The sequence below is a fragment of the Stieleria maiorica genome (genome assembly GCF_008035925.1).
Taxonomy (GTDB): Bacteria; Planctomycetota; Planctomycetia; order Pirellulales; family Pirellulaceae; genus Stieleria; species Stieleria maiorica.
In genome coordinates this window covers 5,854,963-5,873,631 of the sequence record NZ_CP036264.1, presented here as the reverse complement: position 1 = coordinate 5,873,631, position 18,669 = coordinate 5,854,963, and the positions used below count along the sequence as shown (strand labels likewise).

Here is an 18,669-nt window from a genome sequence, read left to right as displayed (position 1 = left end):
ATCGTCGACGAGCAGGAAGCTTGACCCACGTTTTCATCAGGCGTCGGATTCATCAGTCGTCGGCTGCGAGGCGAACGAAGTCCATCGACGACAGGATGCCCAACAGCTTCATGTCCTTGCCGACAACGGGCAGATGATGGAGTTGGTGTTCGACCATCAAATTCGCGGCACTTTTGAGCGTGTCTTCTTGTTTGACTTTGAACATCACGCCGGACATCACACTGGCCACTTCATCGGTCCCCAGGGTTTCGCGGATCATGTCCGCGACCAGGAAACTGTTGTCGTAAATCGCCAAATCGCTGTCGAGCGTTCGTTCGGCATCCTGAACCAGCCGGACCAGGTCGCTCATCGTCAAGATGCCTCTTAGATAGTGGCCGTCGTCGACGACCGGCAACGCCGAAACATGATGCTCGGTCATCAAGTCAACGGCGTCGTGGACGGTTTGATAGTCATGGATGGTGACAGGGTGCCGCTGCATGACGCTCTGAACCTGAACGGGCAAATGGGTGTTGGTCGTCGTCATCGAGCTTTCCTCCGGCGTGAAACGGATCGAATGGCCCCCCGCCGTGGCTGTCGGTCACCGAGAGGGGCCTATCGGAGATGAGACCATCTCACGCAGCAAACCGTATGCCGGTCACGGGTGCCGTGACCCGAATCGACCCTCCCCCGTCTCGTTCCCAGGCGGAGCCCGGGAACGAGGTGTTGATGGCATGGCGTACATTCGGCGGCCAAACGTGTTTTGTTTCTCGCCAGAAACCACGTCGCGCGTGCCCCTTCAACGATTCGGCTACAATTTCGCTCTCGGGTGATCTTCTGATCGCGACAGCCGCGTTCGGCAGACCCCCATTCCTCTGACAGGTAGCCTCGATGAAACAATCCGTTATGGTTGGAGCCCCGCTGATCATGGTATTGCTGCTGGCATCTCCCTCGTGGGGGCAGGGCAGCGCGATCGGAGGCGTTTTAAAGACCGCGGACAAACTGCAACAAGATGTCCAGAAGAAACAAGGAGCAAGCATGACAGGACCGGCCGACAAATCAGAGAAAGTCTCACCGGGAAAAGTAGATTCGGATGCCCCCGAAGAATTCACCAAGACAGACTCGGGGCTTCAATATCGGATTTTGCGAAAGAGCGACAAGAAGAAACCTAAAGCCACCGACAGCGTGGTCGCCCACTACAAGGGCTGGCTGGATTCCAAGCAGATCTTCGACAGTTCCTACCGCCGGGGACAACCGATCCCGTTTCCGCTCAACCGCGTCATCGCCGGCTGGACCGAAGGGCTGCAATTGATCGGTGAAGGCGGGATGATCGAATTGGACATCCCCCATGAACTCGGGTACGGGGAACGTGGCACCCCGGGCGGCCCGATTCCTCCGCGGGCCCGTCTCCACTTTTTGGTCGAGCTTGTCGAGATCAAGTGAGATTGGCGTCGTTCGGTGCGGACGAAACACTTGACGGCTTGTTGATTTATTCCGATCACACGTGGGATCAGCCGTTTCGCGCGAGCGTACGGGCCTCGAACACCAAGAGAACGCATTGGCGCCCGTAGGCTCGCGCCAAACGGCTGATTAAATCAACAAGTCGTTGACGTGTTCCGCTACGGGACGGACGAGTGGTTTACTCGTCGCGCGCACCGGACCACTTCAGCATTTGCGTTTCCAGGTCTTGGGGGTAGCTGATCGTGACGTCGGTGATTTCGCCTTGGGCGTTGGTCACCGGGGTCAGTTCGGGCTGGACGAATCCGGTGTAGGCGGGTTGATCCAAGTCGGCGTAGCGTCGTAGCACTTCGTCACGCAGGGCGACGTTGATATTGATCGCGTAATCCTTCATCAACCGCTCTGCCGAAGGACGGTCGCCTTCGGATTTGATCCGCTGCACCTCGGCCAACAAGTCTCCGACCCCGCCGTGCCATGCGTCGACGTCGGCGACCCGGAAATAGGTCTTGCCGTCACGCACGTCGACGGTGATGGCATCGGTGTTAGCGGCCAGCCAGCCGACGATCATCTGCCGATTCCGCATGTGGTCTTCTTCGATGGTCGTGCCGGATTTGATCCGCCGCAGTTGAGTCATCACGTTGCGGGTGTAGGCCTCGTAGGCGGCCAGTTGCATTTCTCGCAAGTCGTCTTCGTTGTCGACCAGGCCCAATTCGATCAGCTTGGGGTTGCCGATGAAGTACAACGCGACCAAGTCGGCGCGGCCTTCCTCCAGGGCGCTGTAGTACTCCTTGATGGAGACGGCCGGATCGATGCCTTCGTTGACTTGACCGGAGGCATGGCCGATGACCTCGTGCATGTTGACCTCCAGCGCCAGCGCGGTGGATTTCCACTTGTCGGCTCGTGCGAATTCCGCATCATCGAAACAGAATTCCGCCCGCGCCGACGGGGTGCTCGCTTTTTCGTAGGCTTCCATGACGTTGCTGAGCGAAACGGATTTGCTGCCGTAGCGTTGGCGAATGGTGGCATCGTTGGGCAAATTGATTCCGATCGGCGTGACGGGCCCGGAATCGCCGGTTTCCATCACGACCTGGATGGCTTTGGCGGAGATTCCCTTGACGTTGTCCTTGCGAAACCGTTTGGCATAGGGCATGTGGTCTTCGAACCACTGGGCGTTGTCGGCGAATTTGCGAATCATGTCCATCTTGATCGGGTCGTTGAAGTACACCGCGGCCTCCCACGATCCCTTCATGCCCCGGGCGTCCATGTAGACTTCGATGAATCCGTTGATGGTATCGACCGGACTGTCTTTGTCGGCGACCCAGGCGATGTTGTACCCATAGAAATCCGCCGCTTCGCCGGTCCGGTAATAGTGAATCAACGCGCCCAGGGCACGTGCCATTTCGGGCGTGGCAAACGGGATGGCCGCTTCAAGATGGGAGACGATGTTTTCAATCTGCCGGGCGTACATGCCGGCCGGGACCAAGTGATCCAATCCGCTGCGATAGACGCGTTCGACCAGTTTCCCGTCGTCGCCCTTGGCCAGTTGAGAATTGAGCGGGTAGCGTTCGTTGAACCCTTCCAAGTCCGCCATGGTGACGTCGTCGTACAGGTTGTTGGCGCTGGCGGTCAGGATGTCGATGCTCTCGCCCGGCGATTTTTGCGTGACATGCGTTTCGAAGTCGGGGTCTAGCAGGACGGGACGAATCCGGCCGATCAACGTCGACAATGCTTCACCCTCAGCCGGCATCGTCGCACCGTTGTCGACGGCTTGTTGCACTGCATCGTCGAGCGCCTCGGCGGAGCACTCCAGCAGGTTTTTCTGGGCCGTCAGAGCGCTGTGGGGGCCGTTGTTGACCCAAAACAGTTTCATGTACTTTCGAACCGCGGCGATCGTCGCGTCGTCGATCCCCTGGGGATGCGTCAACACGGCTTCAAGCACGCCGCGGATGTCGAGCGAATGGCGATAACGCTGGTCGATGTAGATGTCGCGGCCGGCGATCGCGGCCTGGGACAGATGGTAGATCAGCGTTTTTTCCCGCAACGACAGCTGGTCAAACCCGTCCACATACAGTTGCACGATCGCAACATCGTCGACACGGTCGAGGAGATACTTGCGTTGATCCGACGATTCGTCCTGGGCAGACAGATTGCCGCTGCAAACGAGCGTCGCGGCGGTGAGCAAACAATTCAGAAACAGACGCATCGGAGACTCTCGAATGCAGTGACGGTAAACTCGGAGAAGTGACCTGGCGGATGTCGCGACAACCGCCGACGGATTCAATACGGAAATGGCTAACTGGACAGTGCCACTTTCTACATAACGCGTCGAGAATTAGCCTGCCAACGTAGCTACCTTCGCCAGAAGGTGGAGCCCGGCGCATTCCACGCTCTGGCGAGCGTAGCTACGTCAAAGTGGGGTTGTCCTGCTAGGCGTCGACTTCAAAGATGGCTTCGATTTCGACGGAGATCTTGCCGGGCAAGCTGTTGGTTCCGATGGCACTGCGGGCGCCGACACCGTTCTCTTCGCCGAACACGTCGCGGAATAGTTCGCTGCAACCGTTGATCACGGCGGGGGAATCGGGAAAGCCCTCGATGCACTGGACCAGTCCGAGCAACTTGACCACACGTTTGACCTTGTCCAGCGACCCGAAGTGGCTTTGCAGCGTCGCCAACATGGCCAGCCCGGTTTGACGGGCCGCGTCATAGCCGGCTTCGACATCCAGGTCCAAACCCAGTCGACCGGTCATCAGCGTTCCGTTGGACTTCAGCGGGCCATGGCCGGAAACATAGGCGATGCCGTCGACCACGACGACGGGTTTGTAGACGCCGGCCGGTTTGGGGGCCGGTGGTAGTTCGAGACCGAGTTCTTCGATACGTTTTTGGTAGGACATGGTTTGGCAGGGTTGGAAGCATCGGGATGGAAAGCCAAAGTGTGTCACGATGTCAGCCGTCTTTCAAGCTGCCGTTTCATTCCTCCCCGTCATCCGACCCGCGAGGTCCTTGTGACGAACCGATGCGGCGGTGCAGGTTGTCGGCTTCATAAACACGCTCCCACCCCCAACTAGAATCGATCATGAACGAATTGCGTGGCCGAAAGGCATTGATCACCGGCGGAACCCAAGGCATTGGCGGGGCGATCGCGGTCGCGGTCGCAAAAGCCGGTGCGGACGTGTTGTTGGTCGGATTGCGTCGTGATGCGGCGGCCGAACAGACGCTCCAGCAGTGTCGCCGGCACGGCGTCCAGGCAGAATTGGTGCTGTGCGATCTTTCACGCCAGCCGGGGGAATACTTGGAATCGTTGCTCGCGGACATCGACGTATTGATGCCGGGGATCGATTTGTTGGTCAACAATGCGGGCACCTACATCGACGTGCCGTTTTTGGAAATGGACTTCGATCGCTATCTGACCACGATGCACCTGAACGTCACTGCGGGTTACTTCTTGACCCAGGCGATTGCCCGACGCTGGGTTGATGGCAAAGTCCAGGGACGCGTGGTGTTCACCGGTTCGATCAACGGCCTGCTGTCCGAACCCAATCACACGGCCTATGACACCAGCAAGGGAGCGGTCGCGGCGATGGTCCGATCGCTGTGCGTGTCGCTGGCGCCCCTGGGGATCCGGGTCAATGCGATGGCTCCCGGTTTGGTGCGAACTCCCCTGACCGACGGGGCGATCGCCGATGACAAGATGCGTCGTTGGATGGAACTGCACACGCCCAATGGGCAAGTGCCGACGGCGGATGTCTGTGCGGGCACCGTGGTGTTCCTGTTGTCCGACGCCGCCGAACATGTCCACGGCCAGACGATTTATGTCGACGGAGGGATGAGCGTTTGGCAACAACCCGACGCACCGGAGTGACTGGCGGGGCGGCTGGGATGAGGGACGACGGACATTGGAACGGTCCGAACCGAGCGTGGCGACGCAATTCGTGACTTAAACTTCCTGAAGTAGGGTCCTGCGCCGTCATCAACGTTGTGGCGACGGTGACCTGCATCGGTCCCGCCGCGATAGGGATTTCCCCTCCATCACGCCCTCACCAACCGAACTCGATCTGACATGTCGACTTGCCCAACCGCACCCGGCGTTTCTTCCTCCCCGGCCGAAAACGCTTTCGTCGGGCGTCAACCGATTTTCACTCCCGATCTGGAGGTCTTTGCCTACGAACTGCTGTTCCGATCCGGAGAGCAGAACGCGGCGATGATCACCGACGGAGATCGTGCGACCGCCAACGTGCTGTTGAACACGTTCACCGACATCGGACTGGACACGATCGTCGGTTCGAAAAAGGCGTTCATCAATTTGACACGCAACCTGCTGACCGGTCGCAATCTGTCGTGCATGCCGGCGGATCGAGTCGTTCTGGAAATCCTGGAGGACATCCAGCCCGATGCGGACGTGCTGTCGGCGATCGAAGGATTGGTGGAAGAAGGATACACGATCGCGCTGGATGATTTCGTCTATCGTCCCGAATTGGAACCGCTGATCGGCTCGGCTGACATCGTCAAAATCGAGTACCCGTTGACGCCCAAAGATCAATTGCCGGACCATATCGGCAAACTCAGGGCGTTGGGCGTTCGCACGATCTTGGCCGAAAAGATCGAAACGCAGGAGGATTTTGAGCTCTGCAAAAGCCTGGGTTGCGATCTCTTTCAAGGCTACTTCTTTTGCCGCCCCCAAGTCATCAGTCAGCGCAAGACGCAAGTGAATGTGGCGTCGGTCGTCCGTCTGATGTCAGAGCTGCAAAACCCCGACATCACCATGAACGAAGTCGAGGGGATCATCCAAACGGACGCCAACTTGTCCTTCAAGTTGCTGCGGTTTGTCAATTCGGCCAACGCGGCGACCACCCGCACGATCGATTCGCTGAAACAAGCCACGACGTTGATGGGGATCGCGCGATTGCGTTCCCTGGCGTCGATGATGTTGATGACCAGCATTGACGAAGGCAAACCGCAAGAACTGATCCGGCTGGCCATGATCCGCGGCAAAATGTGCGAACAGTTGGCCGTCGACGCGTGCGCCACGCGACCGGATCGCTTCTACACCCTCGGCTTGCTTTCGGTGATGGATGCGTTGCTGGACAAGCCGATGGAAGAAGTCATTCCGCTGTTGCCGTTGGCCGACGACATGAATGACGCCTTGCTCAGCCGCGCGGGTGAATTGGGGCTGATCTTGCAAAGCGTCATCAACTTCGAAGCCGGCCAGATGACACCGCCCGTTTCCTTGTCTGCCGAACAGATGACGAAGGCCTACCAAACGTCGCTCCGCTGGATCGCTTCGATCACAAACTGAGCCGTCGGCGCTCGCCATGGGCCTTACTTCGATCACATACTGAGCCGTCGGCGCTAGCCTCGGGCCTCGGATTGCCCTTTGAGACTTGTAAGGCCCGCGGCTAGCGCCGTCGGCTCATCGAGTAGTTGGCATTGGGCTTGCGCCACACGGCTGATAATCATTCGGCATTAGGCCGGTTCGCTCCAACGCGAACGCCCTTTTCTTTGCCGCTCTCAACTACAGGCCCAGCTTTTTTTTGAGATGTTCGCTAGTCAGATGCTTGACGACGTCCAGCGGTTCGCAGGCGTTGTCGTCGCCGTAATCGATGTCGACCGGTCCGATCGCTTTGGCCGCCCGGAGCGCCGCTTTGTTGAGCTTCTTGTTGCGTTTTCCGATGCCCATCAAAGCGCTGTTCATGGATTCTCTGACCCACATGTCCTCCCCTTTGATTTCGTTCTTGATCCGCTCGATCAGCACCAGCAAGAACTCATCGTCCATTCCTTTCGGGTTTTTCTTGGAGAGTTCGTAGATCAGCGCGTACGCGCAGCGGCGCCGCACCGGATCGTCGCTTTCCATCCAGTCGCAAGCCAGATCAAACGCAAGCGGGGTCTTGGCGAGTGTCGCGTCGCAGGAGGCGAAGACGTGGGCCAGGTAACCGCCTTGCAACTGTTCGACCTGTTCTTCAGCCTGGGCCCGAGTGATCTGTTTGGGATCATCGATCAGCAGCCCGACGACTTTGGCGTCATAGACATCGGATTTCCACAATTGCAACGCCAGTGAATGATCGCGGCCGACCTGTTTGGCGATTTTTCGCAGCTGGGTCAAACCGATGCCAAAACTTTTCAGCTTGCTGTCTTTGACGCCGGATTTCTTCCAGTGCTCGATGCCGCGCTCGTTGGAGTGTTCCTTCAACAACTTGATGACATCGGCCTTCTTCATCGGGTTAGCTCCCAAGCTTGCGGAGACGAATGCGTCGGTATTCGACTTGGCCACGATCACCTTCCAATCCGATCGGACCGGACGCGGGCACCTGGAACGCGTCTTCGATCACTTCCCCGTTACAGGTGCAGTGCGCCGACGTCCCTTTGACGGTCACGACCAATTCATTCCAGTCGCCCGGTCGATATTGGTCCAACGTCTTGTAGGGGCCGGCTAAGGCATAATCGCGGCACTGTAATTGATTCCCACGGATAAAGACTCCGCTGTCGGCCATCGGCGTGGCGCGAAATTCTAGGATCAACTGGAAGTCCTCGTTGAACTCCTGGGTGGTCCATAATTGCTGAATCTTGCGGCCTTCGGGAGGCGTGGTGACAACCAATCGGCCCGCTATGGCACGGTAACGCCCCTCCGGCGTCTCTGTTTTTCCATCAAAGGTCACGTCTTGTTCGACGAGCGGCCACACCACCGCGCCGTTGGTGTTGGGGATCCAACGGTCGCGTGATTTTCGCATTTGGTCGGTCGTCCGACGATAGCCCCACCCCGTCAAATCCGTGCCGTTAAATAGGCGGACGGCGTCGGGTTCGATCTTAAATGAATCCGTCTCGGTTTCGATCAACCCCAACGTTGCGAAAATCGGACGTAACGCGGCTTCCCATTTGGTATAGCCGGCGGCATTGGGGTGCAGCAAATCGGGAAACTCACTCGGCTTCGCGTCACCGTTTTCATCGGCGAACAAGGTCCACGTGTCGATCACGGTGATCTGCGGATCGCCTTTGGCAAGCTCGCGATAAAGCCGGTTAATCTCCTGGATCTTTTCGGCGGGGCGAGACTTTGTGGCACTGCTGGGAAACACTTCGCACAACACGATCGGCATGTGGGGGTTGTGTTGTTTCAGCTCAGTGAGGATCAATTTGACGTTGCCGGCAATCTGTTCTGGCGACGCTTTTTCCTCCAGGTCATTGGTACCCATCAGCATCACGACCGCAGCCGGATTCAAGCCGATCACATCCTCTTCCAGTCGGTACAGCATGCCACGGGTGGTATCCCCGCTGATCCCGCGATTGGCTTTTGGCATTCCGGCAAGCGCGCCTGAAAAGTCATCGCGCCAGCCCTGGGTGATCGAGTCACCCAAAAAGACGACCGCCCCCTGGCTGGCCGCGCCGTTGGCTTCGAACGTGGTCCGGCGCTGATTCCATAGATTCTTGAACCAATCATAGCGGCGGACCGGCCCGGCGCCGGGCATCGCCTCGTCGGCCGGGATGGAGAACCGCCGCTGGACGGCTTCCACGCTGTCTTGCCCGAATACCGGCGTCCCGACGCAAAAGGCGGACGAAATCAGGCACACACACAGAAAAAGGCATCGCGTCATGGGAAGACTTCGGGGAATCGTCGTGTCGTTTTCGGGTAAGAAGATTTTGGAGGTAAGAAGATTTCGAGCAAGAAGAGAAGGACAGCGGCCTGCCCTCACTTCTCACCTTCCCGAATTCTCTTACCCCTAGTCCGAACGCCCCAGCATACTCGAATACCGGTCACGTCGTGCGTGGCTTCGTTAGACCCATTCCTGTTTGGTCGGCTTGATCACCACCTCGGGCACGTTGGCACGTGGCGGCAGCGCACAGATCGTGGCGACGACCGACGCGATGTCTTCCGGCTGCAGGATCGAATCCTTGTGTTCCTGCGAAACCGGGGTGGGGCGGTTTTCCAAGATTGGCGTGTTGACTTCACCCGGATACACGTTGGTGATGCGTACGCCTTCATCGCGGACTTCGTTGCTGATCGCGGTTCCCAGTGCGGTCATCGCGAATTTGCTGGCGCAATAAACGACCCCGCCCAGCGAAATCGCTCGTTTGCCTGCGACCGAGGAAATATTGACGACCAGACCGTCGCGCCGCGCACGCATCGCCGGCAACACCGCATGGATGCAGCGGTAGGCACCGGTGGCGTTGATCTGCATCACTCGGTCCCAGTCTTCGGGGACCATTTCAGCCATCGTCCGTTTCTGGATATTGATACCCGCGCTGTTGACCAGAATATCGGGGTCGCCGAAATGTGACTTCACGTCGGCGAAGAACGCGTCAATGCTGGCCGGATCGGCGACGTCCAAGGTGTGGCAGTGGATCGGGGTTTCCGATTTGACCGCGTCTGCGACCGCCTGAAGTTTCTCCAGCCGTCGGCCGCCGATCACGACGCGGCATCCCGATTCGGCGAGGGCCGTGGCGATCCCGGCTCCGATTCCGGTGCCACCGCCGGTGATCGCGACGATCTTTCCTTTCAAACTGCTCACGAATCAAATCCTATTAAAGATAAAGTGAATTGAACAAACCCGAGCGGCGCGGGGGCACGCTGGGAGTGCGATGGTAACAAATTGTAAATACCCGCCAGACCGCTGAGCACTTCTGCTCTGATAAAGCGTCTAGACCTTCGTTGCTGTGCTTCCGTCGTCGAGCGATTTTGCCCCGATCACTCCGGCGGGAGTGCGGTGACTTTCTAAAGCCCCGATGGTGGTGGCGATGATCCCCAGCGTCACGGCGTAGAGTAGGTTGGCCGAAAGCAGCCCGACGAAGCCGCTCCAGACAATCATGATCCAGACGCCGATCTTGCGCGTGGCCGGTTGCCAAGCCAAAAACACTCCGATCGGCAACATGCACACGATCAACGCCGTTAGCAACTCATAGACCAGGGGCGTTTCAAAAAACGTCCCGATCACGTTGAGGAAGCGATCTTCGGCGGGGGCCACCAACGCATACGCACCGGTGCCGTTCCACCAGACAGGGCTGGCCAACAACGTTGCCGTGGTGATCAACGCGATAAAGGTTGCTTGAACCGACAACAGCCGACTGGCCAGCGTCGCCCGCCAGCTGATCGGACCGGCACCCGATCCCCCCGCGGCGTCGGCAGCTGCGGTGACGCGGCCCGCAGTGACACGTCCAGCCGGGGCGATCGCGACCGCGGCCAGGGAAAGGCTTAGCACGGGTTCCACGGTTCCGGCGAGCAAAACGACACGGTTGGCCCAGCCGACGAACCAGATCCAAAGCAACACGGTCGGTCCGCTGCCGGTGCCGAAGGCAGCCAGTTTTTTCGGCGCGTTCCAGCCGGCCAGCCGGTCACCGGCCGCGGCGAAAATCGCCAACGCGATCCCGACCAACAGGTAAAGCCGATAAACCAATGCCGATTCACCGAGGGGGGATTCCCCGCAGACGGCATCCCAAATGAACAGTGGTGAGACCATCCAGCGGGCGTCGCCGGTCAGCTCGGCGGTGCGAAAAAACGTCGCCAGATTGGAGCTCGACGCCGGGGCACCGCGGGTCAACCAGGTGTCCACATCTGCGAGTGCGGAAGCGAAATACACGGCGGCCACCAGGCACAGCCCGCGGCGAACGTTTCGCAGCGACGAGATCGGGGACGGCGTGAACCAAAATTCGGTCCAGCGAACGAAGAACTGTCCAGTCATGGCTTCGCCGCCTCCCCGACCGGCGCGTTTGCTGCCGCATCCGCTTCGGTCTCGGCACCGGTTTCCGGGTCACGAGCATACGTCGACAATCGCTTTGCCCCGATGGAAACCAACCTCACCTGATCGCCGCTGCGGACGACACGGGCCAAATAGACAGGCGGCGCGGAGTCGTCGGCGACGGTGGTCAATTGGGTGGGCAAACGCACCACACGAACCGCATCGATCGAAGGGTCGGCCGAAATCAGCGGCATCAACAAGGCGGCCGCCAAACTGGGACGGTCCGATTGAGCCAGCGTCGCCGCCAACGCCATCCAGCGGCCATAGCGATCCGAAGCGGCCAACCCGGCAATCCCACCGGGCTGAACCGTCGTCCATTCGGTCTGCCTGTCGATCACCAAATCACCGTCTTTGCCGGCCGAGGCGAATTGCAGGCGATGGGGTTGCTCGTCAGGCGTCGCGTGTGCCAAATAAAACCGCCGGCCGTCGGCCGAAAAATGCGTCGAACGCAGGTACGGCGAGGCCAGATCCAGCAGGCTCGAATGGGTGGACGAGGGTTCGATGAGGGCCGAATAGGAAACAAACAGCGCCAACAGGTGCACCACGATCGCCGCGCTAATCAAGCCGACCCAAAACGGACTGGGGGGGCGGGGCGTCGCGACGGCCGTCGATTCCGCTGGCAGAGGCGTTTCCGCTTGCTGGGGCGTTTCCGCGGCCTCGGTTCCGGCAGGATCGATGGAGCCGTCGGGCTGTTGGGGGGAGGGACCGCGTGGGGTCTTTCTGGAGAGCTTGCGGCGGGCCATAGGTTAGGATGAAGCGAGAACGCAATGCGGGGATCGGGGTGGCAAGGCGATAGATTACCCGCTGCCGAAGGATCCGAAAACGGACCGTGCGACGCACCATCGATTTTGCAATGCAGCAGGGGCACGGCGAGAGGCGACAAAACGTGGCAGGTAGGCGTCGGTCCAGCTGAACGAGGTCCCGATTCTCTGGCGTTCCCCGATCGGGAATCCAACGCCGGTGGTCGACTCAGCCGGTTGGAGCGGTTTTTCCGCAGCCGCCCGGGCGAGACCCGAAGAGAAATTATTCGGACCGTTGACCGAACTTTCGGCGGCGGATAAAGTCTTAAATCTCGTTGGCAATTTCACCGCGAAAGCGGCCGCCGAATTTGCCACGACAACCTCGCGGTGGGTGTAGCTCAGTTGGTTAGAGCACTGGATTGTGGTTCCAGATGTCGCCGGTTCGAACCCGGTCATCCACCCTGCTTTTCTTGATCGAACCGGGAACCTCTTGGCAGCTCCCGTTACGCGGCGCGGTAACCTATCGGTTGGCCCGCAACCACTGGACGTCGAAGTCCAGGCGTGTGGCCGCGGCCGACGAGGCCAGCATGGAATCTGAGGTCGCTTGCGTCTGGTCGTCATCGTCGACTGCCTGTTGTGCGGCGGCCAACGTTTGACGCACGATGAGATCACTCAATCGACTTGAGAGTGGGGTTCCATAGACCGGATGCGGCGTGGCCGGGACGACATTGGCCGCCCCCCACGTCATTCGCATCGCTTCCATTTCGTTGTGCACTTGACGCTCCAGTTCCGTCCGTTTGGCGATCCCGGTCTGCAGATCGGCGTCCCACGCGATGACCCAGCTTCGCTGCCCGGTGCGGTAGGCCAATTCGGTGAACCGCATCGACCGTTGCAACAAGGCGTCAAAAGCATCGGAGCTTGCTGCAGGAATCGCGGCTCCCAACGAGACGGTTGTCAGACAAACGTGATCGGGAAAGGCAGGTTGAACCTCACCGGCACCCATTTCGATCATTCGCGACGGGACATCGATTCGCACACGACGTGGCGGAGCCAATGCAACCGACGGATTCGCCGTGCGTGACGGGCGGACCTCGTGGACGCGATGGTCTTCGTTCAGGACTTTCCGTTGCTGGATCGTGATCAGGTCCGACCGCCACTTGACCCAACGAGCGGCCACCGCGGCGGGGCCACCGACGATCGTTTGAAAGCTGACGGCGGTTCCGGTACCGACACGCGATTCAATCCGCAGTGTCGAAAAGTGTGCGGCGGCGAGTTGCCGGCTGATAATCAGCCCCAGCCCACCCATGCTTTTTGCCGGAGCCTTGCCGGCGCTGATCAACTCCAGATCCGCCGGTGAGATCCCGGCGCCCTGGTCGACGATGGACCAATTCATCACTCCCCGGTCACGATTGACATGGGTGCGAATCAATACGGGGCCGCCCTCCCGCGTGACCCGGATCGCGTTGCCGGCCAAGTTGACGATCAGGCGACGCAATAGTGTGACGTCGGCATAGACCTTCAGGCCTTCTTCGAACGGTCCGTCCCAAAGCAGGTGGATTCCGCGCGGCAAGATCCACGGTTGCAACGTTGCTTCGACCCCGGCTTTCAACTCGTCGATCGAAATCCATTGACGGGTGACGTTGGGAAAACCGGAATCGAACCGACGTGATTGGACCATCTCGTCGACCAACTGCACGGCACAGTTGCATTGATCGATCGCGGCCGACAAGCACTCGCCCTGCGCCGACGACACCGCGCCGAGTTCGCCATCACGTACCAGGCGGATGGCTTCGCGGATCGTTGACAACGGGGCGCGCAGGTCGTGAGCGGTTTCGCTGATCAATCGTGAGACCGTTTCATAGTCGGTCGCGTCGGAGGCGGCCGAACGGCGGGGCACGATCGTACCGTCGCGGTGGCCGACAGTTTGCCCGGGCAACCGCCTCGCCGCCGTCGCGACCTCGTGCGGAGCACCACGATCATCGACCGCGCGACTGTCCCGCATGGCGGTGCCGGCAGACATTGGAAACGTTGACGTCATGGTGTGGATTCTCCAAGAAACGAAAGGGGGGACAGGTAACGCCGATGACGCGCGGGAGGGGATCGCACCGGGAAGGCCCTCGACGTGACCTGTTAGGATGTGCATATCGGCTAGGTTGAGATTGCGGCTACACGTCCCTGCCAGGATCGACCGCCGGAAACTGGCTCTCTCCGTCAGACCTTGCCAGATGTGCCGATCGTGAGGCCGAAAAGCTTGCGACCCCATCGCGGCGAACTTAAACTCTCGCTTTACCGATCGCACGATCGACGTCCCCTGCGGCCCCGCTACTCCTCCTTTCCCACCGCCTCCCATGCGTCTGCCTATTCACGTGAAGTTCACGCCGCTCGTTGCCGCGGCCCTGATCGCCGTCGGTCTCGCACTGACCGGATGCAAGATCGAAAAAATCGACGACACCGCCGCGTCGGGCGATCGAGCCTCCGAAAACGTCCCCGGTGCGTCGGGGGTAAAAACGTCCTCGGATGGAAAGCTGCGGATCGCCTACGTGACCAACGGGATCGCATCGTTTTGGGACATCGCCGAAGAAGGTTGCAAGGCGGCGGCCAAGGACTTTGATGTCGAATGCCTGGTCCGCATGCCTCCCGACGGAACCGCGGATCAAAAACGCATGTTGGAAGAGTTGATTTCCGACCAAGTCGATGGCGTCGCCGTCAGCCCGATCGACCCGGCCAATCAAACCGGCATCCTGAACGATGTGGCTGCGGCGACCAATCTGATCACCCAAGACTCCGACGCCCCGGAATCGAACCGCCTGGCCTACATCGGCATGAACAATTACGACGCCGGGCGGATGTGCGGCAAACTGGTCAAAGAAGCGATGCCCGACGGGGGCGAAGTGATGCTTTTTGTCGGTCGCCTGGGCCAGCTGAACGCGGATCAACGACGCCAAGGCATCATCGACGAATTGCTCGACCGGTCCAACGACCCCGACCGGTCCTTCGACCCCGCCGACGGTGTGCTCAAAGGCGACAAGTACACGATCCTGGACACGCGGACCGACAACTTTGATTTTGCGATCGCCAAGAGCCGCGCCGAGGATGCGATCGTCAAACACCCCAGCATCGGCTGCATGATCGGTCTGTTCGCCTACAACCCGCCCAACATCCTGGAAGCGGTTCGAGGCGCCGACAAGGTTGGCAAGATCCAAGTCGTCGGCTTCGACGAAGACCCCGACACGTTGAAAGCGATCCAAGACGGTTCGTGTTACGGAACGATCGTTCAAAACCCGTACCAGTACGGTTACAAATCGGTCGAATTGCTGACCAAGCTGGCTCGCGGTGACGAATCGGCGCTCCCCGACGGCGGCTTTTTGAATATTCCGGCCCGCTCGATCCGGAAGGACAACGTCGACGAGTTCTGGGCGGAACTGAAGAAGCTGACCGGGGAAGAAGAAACGGACGCGACGGCCCAGTGAGCGTGGCGCAGGGAAAGAATCCGCGTCCGTTGCTGGAAGTACGATCGCTGGGAAAACGCTTTCCCGGTGTCCGCGCGCTGCACAACATCAACTTGACGTTGATGCCCGGCGAGGTCCTGGCGTTGGTCGGTGAAAACGGCGCCGGCAAAAGCACGCTGATGAAAATCTTGGCCGGCGTCCAGCCACCCGACGAAGGTCAAATCTTAGTCGACCAGACGCCCGTGGCCATCGGCAGCGTCGCCGACGCAATGCGGCTGGGCATCACGTTGATTCACCAAGAATTGAACCTGGCGGACAATCTGTCGGTCGGTGCGAACATCTTTTTGGGACGCGAACCGACGCGTTTCGGGCTGATCGATCGCGAAAAGATCGTCCACGAATCCCGCCGCCACTTGGCGTCGGTCGGACTGCAGGTCGATCCGCTGACCCTGGTCCGCGAGCTGACCATCGGACGTCAACAGATGGTCGAAATCGCCAAAGCGCTGTCGATCGACGCGCGGGTGTTGATCATGGATGAGCCGACCAGCAGCCTTTCGCAGCGCGAGGCCGAGGCCTTGTTCGACGTCGTTCGCGGCTTGCGCGAGCACGGCGTCAGCGTCATCTACATTTCGCACCGCTTGGCCGAAGTCGAAGCACTGGCTGATCGCGTTGCCGTGATGCGAGACGGCGAGAACGCCGGCGAGCTGGTTGGTGACCAAATCAATCACGACGCGATGGTCAGCCGAATGGTGGGCCGAGACGTGTCGCGGTTTTACGAACGGACGATCCGCACTGGGCTGGCGGCGGAAAGCACTGGGCAATCGGCAGAGAGCACTGGGCAATCGGCAGAGAGCACTGGCCAATCGGCAGAAGGCACTGAGCAGGCGGCAAGCGCCAAGCCCGCCTTGGAAGTGATCGATCTGGTCGTCCCCGATCACCCCACGCACAAGGTCTCGTTTCATGTCATGCCGGGTGAAATCGTCGGCGTTGCGGGGCTGGTCGGCGCCGGGCGGACCGAGATGTTGCGCTGTCTGTTCGGCGTCACACAGCCTCTGGGCGGCACCTTGCGAATCAACGGCCGACGTGTGCAATTGCGGAGCCCCAAAGACGCGATCGCCAGCGGCATGGGGTTGGTCCCCGAAGACCGCAAGGAGCAGGGGCTGGTGATCGACTTTTCGGTACGAACCAACGTTTCCTTGGCGAGTTTGTCGGACAAGGCGCGCGGCGGCTGTTGGATCAACTTCGCCGCCGAATCCGACGACACGATCCACAGCATCGATCGGCTGCGGATCAAGACGCCGACGGCCGACCAGGTGGTGCGTTATTTGTCGGGCGGCAATCAGCAGAAAGTCGTGCTGGGAAAATGGCTGGCCATGAACCCCAAGATTCTATTGCTGGACGAACCGACACGCGGGATCGACATCGGCGCGAAAGAGGAAATCTATCGGTTGATGGAGACGCTGGCGGCCGAGGGGCTGGCCATCCTGTTCGTCTCCAGCGAAATGGAAGAAGTGATCGCGATGAGTGACCGCACGCTGGTGATGCACGAGGGCGAGATCACCGGCCAGTTGGTCGGTGACGAAATCGGTGAAGAACAAATCATGAACTTGGCAACGGGTGTGACCAGTCGATGAACAAGATCCTAGGCATCTTTGGCTTGCTGATTTTCGTCTGTCTGTTCACGACGGTTTTGAATGACAGCTTTGTCGGACAATACAACCTATACAACACGACGCGCTGGAGCGCCCTGTTCGGCATCCTGTCGATCGGTGTCGCGTTCGTGATCATCACCGGCGGGATCGACCTGTCGATCGGATCGGTCGTGGGCTTGGTCGCTTGTCTGTTGCCCATGTTGGTCGTCGGCCAAGGGTATTCACCGACGGCCGCGGTGATCATCGTGATGCTTACCGCCGCCGCGATCGGATTGCTGCACGGGTTGTTGATCACTCGATTGGATTTGCAACCGTTTGTGGTCACGCTGTGCGGATTGCTGTTCTATCGCGGCTTTGCGCGCTGGTTGACCGACGACGATACGCTCGGGTTCGGCCAAGACCACGATGGGCTTCGGTTGTTGGCGATCGGCAAACCCTGCAGTTGGGCAACGATGCTGCTGGGCGGCGGGGTGTGTTTGTTTCTGTACGGGCTGTGGAAACTTCGTCGGCTGCGATCCGAGATCGACTCGGGCGATGGCCAAAGCGACGCGAACAAGATTTCCGCGTGGTCGATCCCGGCGATCGGGGTGCTGCTGGCGGTCGCGGGAGCGTCGCGTTTTTGTCTGGGTTGGGATTCGGGGCCGGGAACGACGCTGATCGAGGTCGCCGGCTATCGCATCCGCAGTCTGGGGATCGAGGTGTCGGACGCTGCCGCGATGATGCCGTCGACGGTGATGAAGTACGCCGGCACGTTTTTATTCGTCCCCACGTTGGTCCTGTTTCTCCGCTGGGCCTGGCAATCGGATGCCCGGCGTGTCAAGAAACCGTTGGCGTTGGTCCTGGTCTCGTTGGTTTTGTTGGCTCTGTGTGTTTGGCAGCTGGTGCCGCTGTACCGCAGCGCGGGAGGCGACGACCGCTGGCAGGTCGGGGCGATCATCGTGTCAGGCGAAATGTTGAAAAACACGTTGATGATGATCGTCTTTTTCGTCGTCGGCGGCGTGATCGGTTCGGTCGGCTGGCTGATCTCGGCGGCGGGCACGGCATCGAAAAAGTCCAAAGCGCTGACGCCCGCGTTGATTGCCACCGGTGTCATGGCGTTGCTGGGGCAAACCCAGCTTGCCGCCACGATGGTCCCGATGCCGATGTTAATCATGATCGCGCTGGCGGTGGTCGCGGCGATCTTTCTGAACCGAACCGTGTATGGCCGCTACTTGCTGGCACTGGGGCGCAACGAAGAAGCGGCCCGATACAGCGGGATCAACACCAAACGGATGATCGTGGTGGCCTACGTGCTGTGCTCACTGGCCGCGGGGCTGGGCGGCATCCTGTTCGCGTTGGACGTCAACTCGGTGCAGCCGTCGGGCTTTGGCAATTTCTACGAACTGTACGCGATCGCGGCGGCTGTGTTGGGCGGCTGCAGCCTTCGCGGCGGCGAGGGAAACATCTTGGGCGTGGTGATCGGCGCCGCGGTGATGCGCGTGCTGTACAACGCGATCAACATCCTGGGCATCAGCACCAAGTTGGAATTCGCGATCATCGGCATGGTGATCCTGGCCGGAGCGATCGTCGACGTCGTCGTCAAACGCATCGTGGCAAAACGAGCCGTCCTGGCGGCCGAAGTCGTTGACACCGAGCCGCCGGTCGGCGCCGACTAGCGGATTTCTAGAGCGTCGCC

Annotated in this window: 15 protein-coding genes and 1 tRNA gene; 7 read left to right on the top strand and 9 right to left on the bottom strand. The window is 59.9% G+C overall.

Annotation, left to right across the window (positions count from 1 at the left end; genetic code table 11):
* Nucleotides 1-52 precede the first annotated feature (52 nt).
* Entirely contained in the window at nt 53-523 is a 471-nt protein-coding gene (locus tag Mal15_RS20030) for a CBS domain-containing protein (protein ID WP_147869386.1), read from the bottom strand.
* A 491-nt stretch (nt 524-1,014) separates the two neighbouring features.
* On the opposite strand from Mal15_RS20030, the gene Mal15_RS20025 reads away from it, so the two are divergent.
* Nucleotides 1,015-1,419, top strand: coding sequence for an FKBP-type peptidyl-prolyl cis-trans isomerase (locus tag Mal15_RS20025; protein WP_233903560.1), 405 nt, complete (start codon nt 1,015-1,017; stop codon nt 1,417-1,419).
* Nucleotides 1,420-1,615: 196 nt separating this feature from the next.
* Here Mal15_RS20025 and Mal15_RS20020 read toward each other — a convergent pair whose 3' ends face one another.
* Nucleotides 1,616-3,637: a dipeptidyl-peptidase 3 family protein gene (locus Mal15_RS20020; RefSeq protein WP_147869384.1), complete on the bottom strand. Its 2,022-nt coding sequence runs from the start codon at nt 3,635-3,637 to the stop codon at nt 1,616-1,618.
* Between the two features lie 223 nt (nt 3,638-3,860).
* On the bottom strand, nt 3,861-4,325 hold the full coding sequence (locus Mal15_RS20015; protein WP_147869383.1) for a RidA family protein: 465 nt from the start codon (nt 4,323-4,325) through the stop codon (nt 3,861-3,863).
* Between the two features lie 182 nt (nt 4,326-4,507).
* On the opposite strand from Mal15_RS20015, the gene Mal15_RS20010 reads away from it, so the two are divergent.
* Both Mal15_RS20010 and Mal15_RS20005 read left to right on the top strand, forming a co-directional pair.
* Nucleotides 4,508-5,293 carry an SDR family NAD(P)-dependent oxidoreductase gene (locus Mal15_RS20010; RefSeq protein WP_147869382.1) on the top strand — a complete coding sequence of 262 codons (786 nt, stop codon included), beginning with the start codon at nt 4,508-4,510 and terminating at the stop codon, nt 5,291-5,293.
* A 198-nt stretch (nt 5,294-5,491) separates the two neighbouring features.
* Entirely contained in the window at nt 5,492-6,727 is a 1,236-nt protein-coding gene (locus tag Mal15_RS20005) for an EAL and HDOD domain-containing protein (RefSeq protein WP_147869381.1), read from the top strand.
* Nucleotides 6,728-6,943: 216 nt separating this feature from the next.
* On the opposite strand, the gene Mal15_RS20000 is transcribed toward Mal15_RS20005, so the two are convergent.
* The 5 genes from Mal15_RS20000 to Mal15_RS19980 form a co-directional block, all read right to left on the bottom strand.
* Complete coding sequence (locus tag Mal15_RS20000) at nt 6,944-7,645, bottom strand: DNA alkylation repair protein (protein WP_147869380.1); 702 nt, start codon at nt 7,643-7,645, stop codon at nt 6,944-6,946.
* Nucleotides 7,646-7,649: 4 nt separating this feature from the next.
* Nucleotides 7,650-9,014, bottom strand: coding sequence for a GDSL-type esterase/lipase family protein (locus tag Mal15_RS19995; RefSeq protein ID WP_147869379.1), 1,365 nt, complete (start codon nt 9,012-9,014; stop codon nt 7,650-7,652).
* A gap of 180 nt (nt 9,015-9,194) precedes the next feature.
* On the bottom strand, nt 9,195-9,929 hold the full coding sequence (locus Mal15_RS19990) for an SDR family oxidoreductase (protein ID WP_147869378.1): 735 nt from the start codon (nt 9,927-9,929) through the stop codon (nt 9,195-9,197).
* 129 nt (nt 9,930-10,058) lie between these two features.
* A complete protein-coding gene (locus tag Mal15_RS19985; protein ID WP_147869377.1) occupies nt 10,059-11,096 on the bottom strand; it encodes a hypothetical protein in 1,038 nt (345 codons plus the stop codon).
* A complete protein-coding gene (locus Mal15_RS19980) occupies nt 11,093-11,896 on the bottom strand; it encodes a hypothetical protein (RefSeq protein WP_147869376.1) in 804 nt (267 codons plus the stop codon). Before Mal15_RS19980 ends, Mal15_RS19985 begins: the two co-directional genes overlap by 4 nt.
* Before the next feature lie 384 nt (nt 11,897-12,280).
* Here Mal15_RS19980 and Mal15_RS19975 point away from each other — a divergent pair.
* Nucleotides 12,281-12,354 (top strand) — tRNA-His (locus Mal15_RS19975).
* Nucleotides 12,355-12,413: 59 nt separating this feature from the next.
* Here the strand turns inward: Mal15_RS19975 and Mal15_RS19970 are convergent.
* On the bottom strand, nt 12,414-13,931 hold the full coding sequence (locus Mal15_RS19970) for a sensor histidine kinase (protein WP_167546923.1): 1,518 nt from the start codon (nt 13,929-13,931) through the stop codon (nt 12,414-12,416).
* A 310-nt stretch (nt 13,932-14,241) separates the two neighbouring features.
* Between Mal15_RS19970 and Mal15_RS19965 the strand changes: the two genes are divergently transcribed.
* The 3 genes from Mal15_RS19965 to Mal15_RS34430 are packed head-to-tail and all read left to right on the top strand — an operon-like array spanning nt 14,242 to nt 18,649.
* Nucleotides 14,242-15,363, top strand: coding sequence for a sugar-binding protein (locus Mal15_RS19965; RefSeq protein WP_147869374.1), 1,122 nt, complete (start codon nt 14,242-14,244; stop codon nt 15,361-15,363).
* Complete coding sequence (locus Mal15_RS19960) at nt 15,360-16,976, top strand: sugar ABC transporter ATP-binding protein (protein WP_233902908.1); 1,617 nt, start codon at nt 15,360-15,362, stop codon at nt 16,974-16,976. The genes Mal15_RS19965 and Mal15_RS19960 overlap by 4 nt, the downstream gene beginning before the upstream one ends.
* On the top strand, nt 16,973-18,649 hold the full coding sequence (locus Mal15_RS34430; protein ID WP_199773695.1) for an ABC transporter permease subunit: 1,677 nt from the start codon (nt 16,973-16,975) through the stop codon (nt 18,647-18,649). The genes Mal15_RS19960 and Mal15_RS34430 overlap by 4 nt, the downstream gene beginning before the upstream one ends.
* Nucleotides 18,650-18,669 lie beyond the last annotated feature (20 nt).

Bases quoted from the DNA above. Each gene is read 5' to 3' on its own strand.
- Mal15_RS19985 (WP_147869377.1), bottom strand. From the start codon at position 11,096: ATGACTGGACAGTTCTTCGTTCGCTGGACCGAATTTTGGTTCACGCCG.
- Mal15_RS20000 (WP_147869380.1), bottom strand. From the start codon at position 7,645: ATGAAGAAGGCCGATGTCATCAAGTTGTTGAAGGAACACTCCAACGAG.
- Mal15_RS19980 (WP_147869376.1), bottom strand. From the start codon at position 11,896: ATGGCCCGCCGCAAGCTCTCCAGAAAGACCCCACGCGGTCCCTCCCCC.
- Mal15_RS20015 (WP_147869383.1), bottom strand. From the start codon at position 4,325: ATGTCCTACCAAAAACGTATCGAAGAACTCGGTCTCGAACTACCACCG.
- Mal15_RS20010 (WP_147869382.1), top strand. From the start codon at position 4,508: ATGAACGAATTGCGTGGCCGAAAGGCATTGATCACCGGCGGAACCCAA.
- Mal15_RS19965 (WP_147869374.1), top strand. From the start codon at position 14,242: ATGCGTCTGCCTATTCACGTGAAGTTCACGCCGCTCGTTGCCGCGGCC.
- Mal15_RS20030 (WP_147869386.1), bottom strand. From the start codon at position 523: ATGACGACGACCAACACCCATTTGCCCGTTCAGGTTCAGAGCGTCATG.
- Mal15_RS19970 (WP_167546923.1), bottom strand. From the start codon at position 13,931: ATGACGTCAACGTTTCCAATGTCTGCCGGCACCGCCATGCGGGACAGT.
- Mal15_RS19995 (WP_147869379.1), bottom strand. From the start codon at position 9,014: ATGACGCGATGCCTTTTTCTGTGTGTGTGCCTGATTTCGTCCGCCTTT.
- Mal15_RS20005 (WP_147869381.1), top strand. From the start codon at position 5,492: ATGTCGACTTGCCCAACCGCACCCGGCGTTTCTTCCTCCCCGGCCGAA.
- Mal15_RS20020 (WP_147869384.1), bottom strand. From the start codon at position 3,637: ATGCGTCTGTTTCTGAATTGTTTGCTCACCGCCGCGACGCTCGTTTGC.
- Mal15_RS20025 (WP_233903560.1), top strand. From the start codon at position 1,015: ATGACAGGACCGGCCGACAAATCAGAGAAAGTCTCACCGGGAAAAGTA.
- Mal15_RS34430 (WP_199773695.1), top strand. From the start codon at position 16,973: ATGAACAAGATCCTAGGCATCTTTGGCTTGCTGATTTTCGTCTGTCTG.